This is a genomic window from Streptomyces sp. NPDC005811 (genome assembly GCF_040630405.1).
Lineage (GTDB): Bacteria > Actinomycetota > Actinomycetes > Streptomycetales > Streptomycetaceae > Streptomyces.
This window is the reverse complement of record NZ_JBEXXK010000005.1, coordinates 190,947-205,461: the sequence shown is the minus strand read 5'-3', so window position 1 is coordinate 205,461 and position 14,515 is coordinate 190,947. Positions and strand designations below refer to the sequence as shown.

10 protein-coding genes are annotated in these 14,515 nt (G+C 73.9%); 8 read left to right on the top strand and 2 right to left on the bottom strand.

Going from position 1 to position 14,515, the window contains the following annotated elements; genetic code table 11:
* Positions 1–6 precede the first annotated feature (6 nt).
* From ABZ490_RS07525 to ABZ490_RS07500, 6 genes are all read left to right on the top strand, one after another.
* Complete coding sequence (locus tag ABZ490_RS07525; RefSeq protein ID WP_358985673.1) at positions 7–1,614, top strand: subtype B tannase; 1,608 nt, start codon at positions 7–9, stop codon at positions 1,612–1,614.
* 257 nt (positions 1,615–1,871) lie between these two features.
* Positions 1,872–3,050, top strand: coding sequence for an NAD(P)/FAD-dependent oxidoreductase (locus ABZ490_RS07520; protein ID WP_358985670.1), 1,179 nt, complete (start codon positions 1,872–1,874; stop codon positions 3,048–3,050).
* 149 nt (positions 3,051–3,199) lie between these two features.
* Positions 3,200–4,693, top strand: a complete 1,494-nt coding sequence (locus tag ABZ490_RS07515) for an FAD-dependent oxidoreductase (protein WP_358985667.1) — start codon at positions 3,200–3,202, stop codon at positions 4,691–4,693.
* 166 nt (positions 4,694–4,859) lie between these two features.
* Positions 4,860–7,085: an acetate--CoA ligase family protein gene (locus tag ABZ490_RS07510; protein ID WP_358985664.1), complete on the top strand. Its 2,226-nt coding sequence runs from the start codon at positions 4,860–4,862 to the stop codon at positions 7,083–7,085.
* Position 7,086: 1 nt separating this feature from the next.
* The gene (locus ABZ490_RS07505) at positions 7,087–7,872 is read left to right on the top strand and encodes an enoyl-CoA hydratase (RefSeq protein ID WP_358985661.1); all 786 of its coding nucleotides are present in this window, start codon (positions 7,087–7,089) and stop codon (positions 7,870–7,872) included.
* A 350-nt stretch (positions 7,873–8,222) separates the two neighbouring features.
* Positions 8,223–8,816 carry a flavin reductase family protein gene (locus ABZ490_RS07500; protein WP_358985659.1) on the top strand — a complete coding sequence of 198 codons (594 nt, stop codon included), beginning with the start codon at positions 8,223–8,225 and terminating at the stop codon, positions 8,814–8,816.
* Between the two features lie 22 nt (positions 8,817–8,838).
* On the opposite strand, the gene ABZ490_RS07495 is transcribed toward ABZ490_RS07500, so the two are convergent.
* Positions 8,839–10,146, bottom strand: a complete 1,308-nt coding sequence (locus ABZ490_RS07495) for an MFS transporter (RefSeq protein WP_358985656.1) — start codon at positions 10,144–10,146, stop codon at positions 8,839–8,841.
* 71 nt (positions 10,147–10,217) lie between these two features.
* On the opposite strand from ABZ490_RS07495, the gene ABZ490_RS07490 reads away from it, so the two are divergent.
* Complete coding sequence (locus ABZ490_RS07490) at positions 10,218–11,264, top strand: helix-turn-helix domain-containing protein (RefSeq protein ID WP_358985653.1); 1,047 nt, start codon at positions 10,218–10,220, stop codon at positions 11,262–11,264.
* On the opposite strand, the gene ABZ490_RS07485 is transcribed toward ABZ490_RS07490, so the two are convergent.
* Positions 11,148–12,434: an MFS transporter gene (locus ABZ490_RS07485; protein ID WP_358985650.1), complete on the bottom strand. Its 1,287-nt coding sequence runs from the start codon at positions 12,432–12,434 to the stop codon at positions 11,148–11,150. The genes ABZ490_RS07490 and ABZ490_RS07485 overlap by 117 nt on opposite strands.
* A 127-nt stretch (positions 12,435–12,561) precedes the next feature.
* Between ABZ490_RS07485 and ABZ490_RS07480 the strand changes: the two genes are divergently transcribed.
* Positions 12,562–14,514, top strand: coding sequence for a histidine kinase (locus ABZ490_RS07480; RefSeq protein ID WP_358985647.1), 1,953 nt, complete (start codon positions 12,562–12,564; stop codon positions 14,512–14,514).
* The last annotated feature ends 1 nt before the right edge of the window (position 14,515 follow it).

The following is a 14,515-nucleotide window of genomic DNA, read 5'->3' as shown; positions in this document are numbered from 1 at the left end:
CGAACCGTGAAGCACAGGGCAATCAAGCGCAGGTCGGTCGTCATCGGCATCGGCGCCACCGCCGGAGTCGCCGCGGTGGGCGGCATCGCCCTGAGCGCGCAGGCCTCCGCCAAGCCGTCGGCCGCGTCGGACTCCCTGGTCTTCGACCCGGACGCCTACACCGAGCTGACGACGACCGTCACGGACGCCGACGGCGACGAGCACTCCGTGACGTACCACTTCTGGAAGGCGATCACCTATGTCGCCGACCCCGTGGACGCCACCTACCAGTCCCTGATCGTCAGCGCCCCGGTCGAGATCGACGGCGCGGCCGTCGACACGAGCGACGCGCCGATCCTGCTCGCGAACTCCATCGGCGGCTACATGCCGTCCTCGGTCGCGGAGGCCACCGGCGTCGGCGCCGGCGGGGGCGGCGGGATGCCCGGCGGCACCCTCCCCTCCGGCGCGGCCAGTGCCTCGGCCGCCCCCAACGCCAACGAGAACACCAACGCCGACGGCGGCGCCACCTCCTCCAACCAGCTGCTGGCCCTGGCCGCCGGGTACGTCGTCATCGAGCCCGGCGCCCGCGGCCGTACGCTGAAGAACTCCGACGGCGAGTACTACGGCGTCGCCCCCGCCGCCATCGTCGACCTCAAGGCGGCGGTGCGCTACATCCGGTCCAACCAGGGCCGCATCCCCGGCGACACCGACCGGATCGTCTCCGCCGGCACCAGCGCCGGTGGCGCCCTGTCCGCGCTGCTCGGCGCGTCCGGCGACAGCCCGCTCTACGACAAGCTCCTGAAGGAGATCGGCGCCGCCGACGCCTCCGACGCGATCTTCGCGACCGGCGCCTGGTGCCCGATCACCGACCTGGACCACGCCGACGGCGCCTACGAGTGGAACTGGGGTTCCAACGCGACGAGTTCCGGCTCCCAGGTCGACCAGACCGTGTCGAAGGCCCTGCGGGCGCAGTTCGCCGAGTACCAGGCCGGGCTCAGGCTCAAGGGCCTCGACGGCACCCGGCTGACCGCCCGCAACTACGACACCTACCTGGTCGAGCAGTACCTGGAGCCCTCGGCCACCCGGTACCTCACCGCTCTCCCGGACACCGAGCGCACCGCCTACCTCGCCGCGAACACCTTCCTCACCTGGAAGAACGGCAAGGCCTCCTTCTCCTGGGAGGACTTCCTCACCCATGTCGGCGCCCGCAAGAAGACCGCCCCGGCCTTCGACGCCTTCGACCTGTCGGCGGGCGAGAACAACCTGTTCGGCAAGGGCACCGCGGAGACCCGTCACTTCACGGCGTACAGCCTGAAGCACGACACCACCGGGGCGACCGCCAAGCGCCTCGACAGCGACATCCCCGAGGTGCTGCGGCTGATGAACCCGATGCACTTCCTCGTCGACCAGCCCAACGAGGGCCGTACCAAGCACTGGTGGATCCGCCTGGGCACCAACGACTCGGACACCTCGCACACGGTCTCCGCCAACCTCGCCGCCGCCGCGCACACCCTCGGCGACGACGTGAACCACCTCTACTACTGGGACCAGGGCCACGGCGCCAACACCGACCCGGGCGACTTCATCACCTGGATCGCGAAGGTGACCGGACACCAGGTGAAGGCAAAGAGGTGAGCCGACCCCGGCGGTGATCCGTACCCTGGAGCGGGGGCACCCCTGAACGCGGCGGCGTCCGTTTCCCGTCATAGCTACTGACGCCGTCCGCCCGCGACGCCTGGCCCAAGCGCACCTGGACCAGGCGTCGCACCTTTCCCACAACCAAGTGGCCCACGCCACAAGTTGCCCACAACCTCCCCAAGCGTGATCGATCCGCAACCAATTCCGGTCTTGACCGAGACCCACCGATCCCGCGCGTGATTACGCTCGCGCTCATGGAAGACTCCGCACCGTCCGCGATCACCACCGCGAACCCCGCCGACCGCCCCGTCTACGTCATCGGCGGCGGCCCCGGCGGACTCGCCGCCGCGTACGCCCTGCGCGCCCAGGGGATACGTGCCGTCGTGGTGGAGAAGGCCGACCGGGTCGGTGCGTCCTGGAGCCGCCACTACGACCGGCTGCATCTGCACACCACCCGCCGCCTCTCCGCCCTGCCGGGGCTGAAGATGCCCCGCCGGTTCGGCCGCTGGGTGACCCGCGACAACGTGGTGCGGTATCTGGAGAAGTACGCCGAGGTCCATGAGCTGGAGATCGTCACCGGCGTCGAGGTCTCCCGGATCGAGCGCACCGCGGACGGCACCGGCTGGCTGCTGCACGCCACCGGCGGCCGGGAACTGACCGGCGCCGCCGTCGTCGTCGCCACCGGCTACAACCACACCCCCTTCCTGCCCGACTGGCCCGGCCGCGCCGCCTTCACCGGCGACCTCACCCACGCCGGCGCCTACCGCGACGGCAAGCCCTACACCGGCCGTGACGTCCTCGTCGTCGGCGTCGGCAACACCGGCGCCGAGATAGCCGTCGACCTCGTCGAGAGCGGTGCCGAACGGGTGCGGCTCTCCGTGCGCACCGCCCCGCACATCGTCCGCCGCTCCACCGCCGGCTGGGCCGCGCAGTACACGGCGATCCTGGTACGGCGCCTGCCCGTCGGCCTCGTCGACCGGCTGGCCCGCCCGATGGCGCGGCTCAGCGTGCCGGACCTCTCGGCGCACGGTCTGCCGCGCCCCGACACCGGCCTCTACAGCCGGGTCAGACAGGGCGCGATCCCGGTCCAGGACGTCGGTCTGATCGACGCGATCCGCAAGGGCCGGGTGGAGGTGGTGGCCGCCGTCGAGTCCTTCGAGGACGGCGGCAAGGTCGTCCTCGCCGACGGCACCCGGATCACCCCGGACGCCGTCGTCGCCGCCACCGGCTATGTCCGCGCCCTGGAGGGCCTGGTCGGCCATCTCGGCGTCCTCGACGAGCGCGGCCTGCCGCCGGCCCACGGCCCGCACACGCCGAAGAACGCCCCCGGTCTCTACTTCACCGGCTTCACCACCCCCATCAGCGGCACCCTGCGCGAACTGGCGCTCGACGCGTCCCGCATCGCGAAAGCCGTGACCCGCCATCTCCGCTGATTTCGGTTACTCCCGGTAACTCCCCTCGTTCTGCTGCCAGTTACACCTGTGTCAGATGTGACGAGGGCGTTGTCGCGCGCCCCGGTGCGGAGCCAGAATGTGAGACCTGTTCACCTTTCCGCTCCGCCCCCTCTCTACGGAGGACGTACGTGGCACGTGAAAGACAGCTCTCCCGCCGCTCCCTGCTCGGACGCACCGCCGCCGTGGCCGCCGGCGCGACCGCCCTCACCACGACCGCCGCCGGCCCGGCCGCCGCGGCGGCCACCCGGGACGTGGACGTCGCGATCGTCGGCGCCGGCCTGGCCGGACTCACCGCGGCCCGCGACCTGGTGGCGGCCGGAAAGACCGTCGCCGTCCTGGAGGCCCGCGACCGCGTCGGCGGCCGGGTCCTCAACCTGTCGCTGGCGAACGGCGGGACGACCGAGGGCGGCGGCGAGTTCATCGGCCCCACCCAGGACCGCATCAAGGCCCTCGCCGACTCCCTGGGCGTGGCCACCTTCGCCACCTACAACACGGGCGACAACCTCCTCTACAAGGACGGGAAGAAGACCCCGTACGCCACCGACGGCCTCCTCGGCTCGGTCCCGCCGGTCGACGTGGCCGGGCTCGCCAACGCCGCGGTCGTGCAGGCCGCGCTGGACGACATGGCCAAGACGGTCCCCGTCGACGCGCCCTGGACCGCCGCCAAGGCGGAGGAATGGGACCGGCAGACCTTCGAGACCTGGCTGCGCGCCAACGCCGTGATCCCGTCGGCCAAGTTCCTCCTGAACGTGGCCTGCACCTCGATCTTCTCGGCCGAACCCCGCGAACTCTCCCTGCTGTTCGTGCTCTTCTACATCGCCGCCGCCGGCAACGAGTCCACCCCCGGCACCCTGGAGCGCCTGACCGAGACCGCGAACGGCGCCCAGGAACGGCGTTTCGTCGGCGGCTCCCAGCAGGTGCCGATCAAACTGGCCGCCACCCTCGGCGACCGGGTGGTGCTGAACGCCCCGGTGCGCAGGATCGCGCAGTCCGGCGGCACGTACGTCGTCACGGCCGACGGCATCACCGTCACCGCCAAGAAGGTCGTCGTCGCCGCGCCCCCGCCGCTCGCCGCCCGGATCACCTACGACCCGCTCCTGCCGGCCGGCCGCGACCAGCTCACCCAGCGGCTGCCGATGGCCTCGGTCGCCAAGGCGATCGCGATCTACGACACCCCGTTCTGGCGGGCCGACGGCCTCAACGGCCAGGTCGTCAGCGACACCGGCGTGGTCAGCTCCACGTTCGACAACTCCCCGCCCGACGCCTCCTACGGCGCGCTGATGGGCTTCATCGAGGCCGACGAGGCCCGTGCCCACGACGCGGCGAGCGAGGCCGAGGTGAAGGCGGCGGTGCTGAAGGACTACGTGACGTACTTCGGCGCGAAAGCGGCCTCCCCCACCTCCTTCGTCCTGCAACGCTGGAACAACGAGGCCTACACGCGCGGCGGCCCCGTCTCCATCGCCGCGCCCGGCGTCCTGACCCAGTACGGTCCCGCCCTGCGCAAGCCGGTGGGCGGTATCCACTGGGCGGGGACCGAGACCTCGACGTACTGGATGGGCTTCATGGACGGCGCCGTCCGGTCGGGCGAGCGGGTGGCGAGGGAGGTTCTGGCCGCGCTGTAGGGCCGGGGTCCGCCCCGGCCGTCCCCGAAGGTCCGCTCGTGTCTCGCTCCTTCCTCGCTCCTTTTCTCGCTCCTTTATCGCTGCACGCCCATTCCTGACATCCCGTCAGGTATGTAATCTGACAGTGCGTCAGTTACTCGGCAGTCACACAGGAGCGGGCGGACCGATGCTTGGATCAACCCACGGCACCCTCACCACCGACTCCCGCCGCGCCCGGGTCATCGCGTGCGGCGAACAGCCCGGACCCGCCGTCCACGGCCGGCCCGCCGACGTCGACGACCTCGACGTCAGCGGCCGGCCGCTGTATGCGACCGTCCCCGATCTGGACCGCTTCTTCCGGCCCGAGTCGGTGGCGGTCGTCGGCGCCTCGGACGCCGAGGGACGCCCCAACACCGGTGTCACCCGGCAACTGGTGGGCTGGGCCGAGCGGGTGGGGGCGCGGCTGCACCCCGTGCACCCCACCCGCGCGTCCGTCTTCGGCATCCCCTGCGTGGCGTCGGTCGCCGAGCTGCCGGAGCAGATCGACCTGGCCGTGCTGCTGGTCGCCGATCCGCTGCCCGTGATCGAGCAACTGGCCGAGGCGAAGGTGCGGTTCGCCGTCGTGTTCGCCTCGGGCTTCGCGGAGACCGGCGAGGCGGGCGCGGCGGCGCAGGCCCGGCTCGCGGCGGCCGTGGAGGGCTCGGGGATCCGGCTGCTCGGCCCCAACACCAACCTCAACGCCTTCGAGCGGTTCCGCGAGGACCTCACCGGTCCGTCGATCGCGCTGATCACCCAGTCCGGCCACCAGGGCCGCCCGGTCTTCGCCCTCCAGGAGCTGGGCATCCGGCTCTCGCACTGGGCGCCGACCGGCAACGAGGCCGATCTGGAGACCGCCGACTTCCTGTCCTACTTCGCCGAGCGGCCCGAGGTCGGCGCCATCGCCTGTTACGTGGAAGGGCTGAAGGACGGCCGGGCCTTCCTCCTGGCGGCCGACCGGGCGGCCCGGCGCGGGGTCCCGGTGGTGGCGGTGAAGGTGGGCCGCACCGAGACCGGGGCCCGCACCGCCGCCTCCCACACCGGCAAGCTGACCGGCGCGGACGAGGTGGTGGACGCGGCGATGCGGCAGTACGGCGTGATCCGCGTCGACGGACTGGACGAACTCCAGGACACCGCCGCCCTGCTGGCCCGGGCCCGCCGTCCGCAGGCGGACGGTGTGGTCGTCTACTCGATCTCGGGCGGCACCGGCGCCCACGCGGCCGACCTCGCCACGACGGCCGGCCTGCGCCTGCCCACCCTCTCCACGGCCAAGCAGGCCGAGCTGCACCAGTGGATCCCCGAGTACCTGAACGTGGCCAACCCGGTCGACAACGGCGGCCATCCGGTGGGCGACTGGCGCGGCCGGAAGATCATCGACGCGATCCTCGACGATCCCGAGGTGGGGGTGCTGATCTGCCCGATCACCGGCCCCTTCCCCCCGCTCAGCGACCGTCTGGTGCGGGACCTGGTGGACGCGGCGGAGCAGACGGACAAGCTGGTGTGCGTGGTGTGGGGCTCGCCGGTGGGCACCGAACCGGCCTACCGCGAGGTGCTGCTGGGCTCCTCCCGGGTGGCGACCTTCCGCTCCCTCGGCAACTGCGTCACCGCGGTCCGGGCGCTTCTGGAGCACCACCGGTTCGTGCGCGACTACCGCTCGCCGTTCGACCAGGCCCCGCGCACCTTGTCCCCGTCCTTCCGCAAGGCGCAGCTGCTGATGCGCCCCGGCCAGCAGCTCAGCGAGCACGCGGCGAAGCAGCTGCTGCGGGCGTACGGCATCCGGGTGCCGCGCGAGCAGCTGGTGACCAGCGCGGCGGCGGCGGTGCGGGCGGCGGGGCTGGTCGGCTACCCGGTGGTGATGAAGGCCTCCGGCGGGCAGATCGCGCACAAGACCGAGCTGGGGCTGGTGAAGATCGGCCTGACCTCGGCGAGCCAGGTCCGCGACGCCTACCGCGAGCTGACCGACATCGCCCGCTACGAGGGCGTGTCGCTGGACGGCGTCCTGGTCTGCCAGATGGTCGAGCGGGGGGTGGAGATGGTGGTCGGGGTGACCCATGACGACCTGTTCGGCCCGACGGTCACGGTCGGTCTCGGCGGAGTGCTGGTGGAGGTCCTGCGCGACGCCGCCGTCCGCGTGCCGCCGTTCGGGGAGGAGCAGGCCCGGGACATGCTCGCCGAACTGCGCGGACGGGCGCTGCTGGACGGGGTCCGGGGCCGTCCGCCGGCCGATGTCGACGCCCTCGTCGAGGTCGTCCTGCGGGTCCAGCGCATGGCGTTGGAGCTGGGCTCCGACCTGGCCGAGCTCGACATCAACCCGCTGGTGGTACTGCCGTTCGGGCAGGGCGCGGTGGCGCTGGACGCGCTGGCGGTGTGTCGCTGAGATGGACACCTCGCTCCGGCACACCACGGACGGCCACGTCCTGTTCCTCACCCTCGACCGCCCCGAAGCGCTCAACGCCCTCACCCCCGACCTGCGCGACCGGCTGATCCGGACGTTCTCGGAGGCCTCCGCGGACCCCGCCGTCCGGGCGGTCGTCCTCACCGGCGCCGGGCGGGGGTTCTGCGCCGGGGCGGACCTGCGGGGCGGGGCGGCGGGCGAGCGGATCGCCGGTGACGTGGCCCGCGTGATCCGGCGGGGCGCCCAGCGGCTGATCGCGGCCGTGCTGGACTGCGAGAAGCCGGTGATCGCCGCGGTGAACGGCACGGCGGCCGGCCTCGGCGCGCATCTCGCCCTCGCCTGCGATCTGGTCCTGGCCGCCGAGTCGGCCCGGTTCATCGAGGTGTTCGTCCGCCGCGGCCTGGTTCCCGACGGCGGCGGCGCGTATCTCCTCCCCCGGCTGATCGGCCCCCAGCGGGCGAAGGAGCTGATGTTCTTCGGCGACGCGCTCACCGCACCGGACGCCGAACGCCTGGGCCTGGTCAACCGGGTGGTCCCGGACGGCGAGCTGGAGAAGACGGCCCGGGAGTGGGCGGCCCGGCTGGCCGCCGGCCCCACCCGCGCCCTGGCCCTCACCAAACAGCTCGTCAACGCCTCCCTCGACACCGACCGCACCACCGCCTTCGCCGCCGAGGCCGCCGCCCAGGAGATCAACATGACGACGGCGGACGCGAGGGAGGGCGTCACAAGCTTCGTGGAACGCCGGGCGCCCGAATTCAAGGGCCACTGAACAGGGGGGCGGCGCGCAGGGGCCGTGCACGGCGGCGGGCACGCGAGAGGCGCGAGCCGGGACGGGCACGCGAGGGGCGTGAGCCGGGGCGGGCACGCGAGGGGCGTGAGCCGGGGCGGGCGCGCGAGGGGCGTGAGCCGGGGCAGGCACGCGAGAGCCGCGAGCCGGGGCAGGCACGCGAGAGCCGCGAGCCGGGGCAGGCACGCGAGAGCCGCGAGCCGGGGCAGGCACGCGAGAGGGGGAGGCGGTGAGCAGGGGTGTGTTCGGGGTGGTCGGCTCCGGGATCCGCTCCAAACCCCCTCGTACCGCCCCCCGCCCACCCCTTCCTATCTGACATACCGTCAGCTTCAATGGGGGACATGATGGGACACGCGGGGATGGCGGCCGCCGCCGTCCGTTACTTGAGGGCGGGCCCGGTCGAACCGCTGCCCCGTCCCGAACTGCGCTGCGTCCGCGAGGACGAACGGGCGCCGGTGGACCAGGGCGAGTTCCGGCGGGTGCTGGGGAACTTCGCGTCCGGCGTGACCGTCGTGACGGCGGCGACGCCGGACGGCCCCGCCGGCTTCGCCTGCCAGTCCTTCTCCTCCCTCTCCCTCGACCCGCCCCTGGTCGCCTTCATGGTCGGCCGTACGTCCACGACCTGGCCGCGCATCGCCCACGCGGGCGCCTTCTGCGTCAACGTCCTCGCCGCGGGCCAGGCCGCGCTGTGCCGCGCCTTCGCGGTGAGCGGCGCGGACAAGTTCGCGGGTGTGCCGTACGACGCGGCCCCCGTCTCCGGCTCCCCGCGCCTGACCGGCACCCTCGCCTGGATCGACTGCACCGTCCACGCGGTGCACACCGGGGGCGACCACCTCATCGTCGTAGGACGGGTGGACGCCCTGGGGTCGACGGCCGCCGCGGACAGGGAACAGCCCCTGCTGTTCCACCGGGGCCGCTTCCTCTAGGCGCCGCGGGGCGCCCGCGCCGTCAGGCCGCCGCCAGGGCCGGGCCCGCGGGCCGCCGGCGGATCACCAGCGCCATCAGGGCCGCCGCCGCGCACAGGGCGCCCGACGCGTACCAGACCACGTCGTACGAGCCGAAGGTGTCGCGGGCGACGCCGCCGAGGAAGGCGATCAGGGCCGCGCCGACCTGGTGGGAGGCGAGGACCCAGCCGAAGACGATGGCGCTGTCGTCGCCGTAGTGCTCGCGGCACAGGGCGAGGGTGGGCGGCACGGTGGCGACCCAGTCCAGGCCGTAGAAGACGATGAAGAAGATCATCGGGGGGTGGACGGTGGGGGCCAGCAGCAGGGGGAGGAAGAGGAGCGAGATGCCGCGCAGCGCGTAGTACACCGCGAGCAGGCGGCGCGGGGAGAAGCGGTCGGTGAACCAGCCGGAGGCGATCGTTCCGACGACGTCGAAGACGCCGATGACCGCGAGGAGCGAGGCCGCCGCCGTGACCGGCATGCCGTGGTCGTGGGCGGCCGGCACGAAGTGGGTCTGGACCAGGCCGTTCGTGGAGGCGCCGCAGATCGCGAAGGTGCCGGCGAGGAGCCAGAAGGGGCCGGTGCGCATCGCCGAGAGCAGGACCTTGACCGTGCGTCTCGCCGCGCCCTGCACCGGCGCCGGCTTCGGTACGAACTCCTGCGCGCCGTACGGGCTCGCCCCCACGTCCGCCGGGTGGTCGCGCAGCAGCAGCCAGACGAACGGGACGACGGCGAGGGCGGCCAGGGACACCGTGACGGCGGCGGGGCGCCAGTCGTGGCGGGTGATCATCCAGGACAGCAGCGGCAGGAAGATCAGCTGACCGGAGGCGGAGGCGGCGGTGAGGATGCCGCTGACCAGGCCGCGGCGCTCGGTGAACCAGCGGTTGGTGACCGTCGCGGCGAAGGCCAGCGCCATCGAGCCGGAGCCCAGGCCGACCAGCAGGCCCCAGCACAGGAGGAGTTGCCAGGCCGCCGTCATCCACACCGTGAGGCCGGAACCGAGCGCGATCACGGTCAGGGCGACCGCCACCACCCGGCGGATGCCGAAGCGGTCCATCAGCGCGGCGGCGAACGGCGCGGTGAGCCCGTACAGGGCGAGGTTGATCGAGACGGCCGCGCCGATCGTGCCGCGCGACCAGCCGAACTCCTGGTGCAGCGGGTCGATGAGCAGACCGGACAGCGAACGGAAGGCGGCCGCGCCGATGATCGTGACGAAGGTGACGGCGGCGACGAACCAGGCGCGGTGGATACGGAAACGGGCGGGGGGCTTCTGTACCTGTATGGCTGCGGGAGCCTCGCTTGTCTGGGTCACGTCACTAAGGGTCCGATGTCCCGCCTTCCGCCACCACTGGCCCGAAAGCCAGCATTCGTTAGGATCGGGCCATGAGTCGAGATGGCCGTGACGTCCGCCCGCACCGTGTCGTCGTCCTCGCCCTGGACGGCCTGCTCCCCTTCGAGCTGGGCATCCCGCACCGCATCTTCGGCCGTCCCAAGGACGTCGAGGGGCGCCCGCTGTACGAGGTCGTGACCTGCTCGATCCGGCCGCCGGGCCCGGTGCAGACCGACGCCGACTTCGCGATCATGGTGGACCACGGGCCGGAGACCCTCGCCACCGCCGACACCGTCGTCGTCCCCGCCTCCTACGAGCTCGGCCCGGTCTTCGAGCAGGGCGTCCTCACCGACGAACTCGCCGCCGCGCTCGCGCACATCCGCCCCGGCACCCGCCTCGCCTCCATCTGCACCGGCGTGTACGTCCTCGCCGCCGCCGGCCATCTGGACGGCCGGCCCGCGACCACGCACTGGGCCGACGCCGCGCGTCTCCAGCGGCTCTTCCCGAGGATCGACGTCGACCCGGACGTCCTGTTCATCGACGACGGCGACGTCCTCACCTCCGCCGGGGTCGCCGCCGGCATCGACCTGTGCCTGCACATCGTCCGCCGCGACCACGGCACCGCCGTCGCCAACGACGTCGCCCGCCGCACCGTCGTACCGCCGCACCGCGACGGCGGTCAGGCGCAGTACATCGAGCGGCCCGTGCCCGATCCGCAGCAGCCCGGCACCACCACCGCGCGCGCCTGGGCGCTCGGGCGGCTGCACGAGCCGATCCAGCTGCGGGACATGGCCGCGCAGGAGTCCCTGTCCGTACGGACGTTCACCCGCCGCTTCCGCGAGGAGACCGGCGTCAGCCCGGGCCAGTGGCTCACCCGGCAGCGCGTCGAACGGGCCCGCCAGCTGCTGGAGTCCAGCGACCGGTCCGTCGACCAGGTCGCCCGGGACTCCGGCTTCGGCACCGCCCAGTCGATGCGGCAGCACCTACAGGCGGCCCTCGGGGTCACCCCCACCGCGTACCGCCGCACCTTCCGCACCGGCGGCGGCCGGTCGGGCGTCGGCGAGCGCGAGCGGCACGGCGGGGTCGGCGCCCCGAGCTGACCGGGCGGCGTGCCGGGCCTCGCCCCACCAGCCGATCCCGGTCAGCGCCAGCGTCAGCCCCACCCCGGCCAGCACCGCCGTGGACGGCGCCACCACCCGCAGCAGCGCGCCCGCCAGCGATCCCGTCGCCGCGTACCCCGCCCCCGCCGCCGCGTACATGACGGAGTAGCCCGCGGCCAGCACGCCCGGCGGGAGCGCCTCGCGCAGGGACAGATTGCGGGTGAGCATGGCGCCCGACTGGAGCATGCCGCCCAGGGCCAGCGCCACCGCGATCCCCGCCGCGTGGGGGATCAGCGCGGCGGCCGTCACACACACCGAGGTACCGGCCATCAGGACCACGCTGCGCTCACGCAGCCGCCCCGGCCAGCTGCGCAGCCCGTGGACGAACGCGCCGAGCCCGCCGCCCACGGCCATCCCGGTCAGCAGCGGCCCCGACCAGCCGACGGCGACGCCCCGCTGTTCGAGCAGGGCCGGCAGGACCAGTTCGGACAGGCCGAGCAGGGTCAGGCTGGCCGCACCCGTCACGTACACCGGCCAGGCGCCGGCCAGGACCCGCGCCGGCGACGCCCCGAGGCGCTCCGCGCCGGTGCCGCCGTCCGGGCCCCAGGCGGCGGGCAGCGACGCCAGGAAGACGACCGAGGACGCCATCAGCGCGGCGGCCAGGAGCAGCGGGACGCGCGGCGCGACACCCAGCGCCAGGCCGGCGACGGCGGCCGGGGAGGCCGCCCACACACCGGCCGTCAGCATCGACTCGGCGGACAGCGCCTGCGCCGCCGCCCGCTCCGGGACGAGTGCGGTGAGCAGGGTGCGCAGTCCGCCGGTGGTGGCGCCGGGAGCGGCACCGGCGAGGAACGCGAACCCGCCGAGCACGGCCGGATGCGCGCCCGGCAGGAGGCCCGGCCCGGCGAAGCCGACGGCCCCGAACCCGAGGCCGACCGCCAGCTGGGCGCGGGCCCGGTCGTGGCGCAGCCGCATCCCGAGGACGGGGGCGCCCAGGATCTCGCCGAGGACGTAGGCCGCCGCGAGGACCGCCCCCAGGGAATACCCGCCGGGGCGCTCGCGCACCAGGAACACCAGCGCGAGGGGTGCCATCGCGACCGGCATGCGCGCGCCGACGGCGGTACAGGCCCAGATCAGGACCTGTCGGGAGGCGAGGTCGCGATAGCTCATGCTCCGACGGTAGGACGTGGGTCCGACGACGTCCCCCGGATTTTCCCGTCCGGTCCGCTCTCAGGCGGGCATGCCAAGATGCGGGTGCGGCGGGGTACTTGCCCGGACTGGGAGCGCGAGCGGAGTCATGCCTGAGACAGAGACGGTCCGCCGGTGGCTGCTCCCCGCGCTGCTGGCGGCGGCACAGCTCGCCTGGCTGGCGATCGCGGGCCCCTGGCGCGACGGCGGTGTGCGCGCGGTGGTCGCGGCCGGGGTGGTCGGGTGCGCTCTCGCGGTGGAGACGGCGGCCCTCGGCCGACGCCGGGACGCCCCGGTGAGCGCTCTGGCCTGGTCGGTCGGCGCCATGGCGGTCGGGCTGACCGCCTGGCAGGACGGCTACTTCGCGCTCGGCGCCCCGGTGTCCCTGTACTCGGTCGCGGTGCGCTGCCCCCTCCCGGTGACCCTGCGGGCCGTCGCCGCGGTCGTCGGCGCCGAATGGTTCCTGTCGTACGCGCGGGCGGGGTTCCGCACGGTCCCCGTGGCGGAGTGGGCGGTCGCGGCCCTGCTGTACGTGCTCTGCGCGGGCCTGGGCGAGGCGCGCCGCCAGTGGCGGGCGCGACGTCTGACCGCGGCCCGTCGGCTCGCGGGGGCCGAGGAGGGCAGGCGGCACGCCGCCGAGAACGAACGCGAGCGCCTCGCACGCGAGTTGCACGATGTGAGCGCACACCATCTGACCTCGGTGGTCGTGACCGTGGACACGGCCCTGCGGCTCGGCGGCACCCGGCCGGAGCTGACCGCCGAGGCGCTGGAGTTCGCGGAGCGCACCGGCCTGGAGACACAGGCGTCGCTCCAGCGGCTGGTGGGCCTCCTGCGGGACCCGGAACCGCGCGAGGCCGCCTCGCTGACCGGCCGCATCCAGCAACTGGTCGCGGGGTTCGGCCGGCTGGGCCGCCCCATCGCCACGGAACTTCCCCCGGACCTGACCGGCCCGGTCGGTGAGGCCGTCCACGGGATCGTGCGCGAGGCTCTCACCAACGCCGTCCGGTACGCCCCCGGCACGGCCGTACGCGTCTCCGTACGGCGTGACGCGGGGCGGTTGCTGCTGTCGGTGACCAACGGCCCCTCGGAGGCGCGGGCGTCCCGCCCGACCGGCCTCACGGGCTCGGGTCTCGGCATCAAGGGCATGGAGCAGCGTGCGGCGGCGCTCGGCGGTGAGCTGGACGCCGGTCCGACGGCCGAGGGCGGCTGGCGGGTCGAGGCGGTGCTGCCGGACGCGGGCGGGGCGCCGTCGGCGGAGGGGTGGCGGCGGGACGTCCTGCGGGAGCAGCTGCTGGCCGACCCCGCGCTCGCGTTCACCGCCGCGCTCCTGCCGGTGTTCTTCGTCCTGGTCGGGGCCGAGGACTGGAGCCGGGCGGCCCGGCACGCGGCCGTCCCCGGAATCGTGCTGGTCTCCGTCCTGTTCGCCCTCCACGGCCTGCCCCTGGTGTGGCGGCGGCGCGCGCCCCGGGCCGCGCTGGCGGGCGTCCTGGCGAGTTCCCTGCTCTGGCCCGTGGCCACCGCGCTGGCCCCCCTGTCGGCGCTGTCGCCGTACTTCGTCGCGGGTCTGATCGCCGAATGTCTCGCGGTGAACGCGCTGGGCGCCTACAGCCATCGCGGCGCCCACACCTGGCCGTGGGTCCTGGTGACGGGGACGGTGGGCACCGGTGCGTTGCTCGCCACGGCGGCCGCCGACGGCAAGGTGCCGGCCGGCGGGCTCTCCTGGCTCACCGGCGCGGTGCTGGTGGTGCCGTTGAGCCTGGTGGCCTGCGCGGGCTTCGCCCTCGTCTGGGGCTGCGGTCTGCTGGTCCGGCGGCGCCGGCTGCGCGTGCTCGCCCGGGACGACTTCGCGCTCGCCAGCTCCGCGTGGCAGGCGGACCGGTCCGCCGGAGCCGAACGGGAGCTTTTGGCCGGACGGTTGAGCGAGGCCGTACTGCACCGCACGGCGCGGCTCGTGGAACTGGCTCGCGCGAGGCGGCCGGACGAGGTCGCGGCCGAGGCCCGCTCGACCCTCGCCGCCATGCGGGAGCTGCTGCACGGTCTGGACCGGCCGCCGCACCCCTGAC

What these genes read in the sequence shown, in the direction of transcription:
- ABZ490_RS07520 (WP_358985670.1), top strand. Translation starts at nt 1,872, where the DNA reads ATGGAAGACTCCGCACCGTCCGCGATCACCACCGCGAACCCCGCCGAC.
- ABZ490_RS07510 (WP_358985664.1), top strand. Translation starts at nt 4,860, where the DNA reads ATGCTTGGATCAACCCACGGCACCCTCACCACCGACTCCCGCCGCGCC.
- ABZ490_RS07505 (WP_358985661.1), top strand. Translation starts at nt 7,087, where the DNA reads ATGGACACCTCGCTCCGGCACACCACGGACGGCCACGTCCTGTTCCTC.
- ABZ490_RS07500 (WP_358985659.1), top strand. Translation starts at nt 8,223, where the DNA reads ATGGGGGACATGATGGGACACGCGGGGATGGCGGCCGCCGCCGTCCGT.
- ABZ490_RS07490 (WP_358985653.1), top strand. Translation starts at nt 10,218, where the DNA reads ATGAGTCGAGATGGCCGTGACGTCCGCCCGCACCGTGTCGTCGTCCTC.
- ABZ490_RS07485 (WP_358985650.1), bottom strand. Translation starts at nt 12,434, where the DNA reads ATGAGCTATCGCGACCTCGCCTCCCGACAGGTCCTGATCTGGGCCTGT.
- ABZ490_RS07480 (WP_358985647.1), top strand. Translation starts at nt 12,562, where the DNA reads ATGCCTGAGACAGAGACGGTCCGCCGGTGGCTGCTCCCCGCGCTGCTG.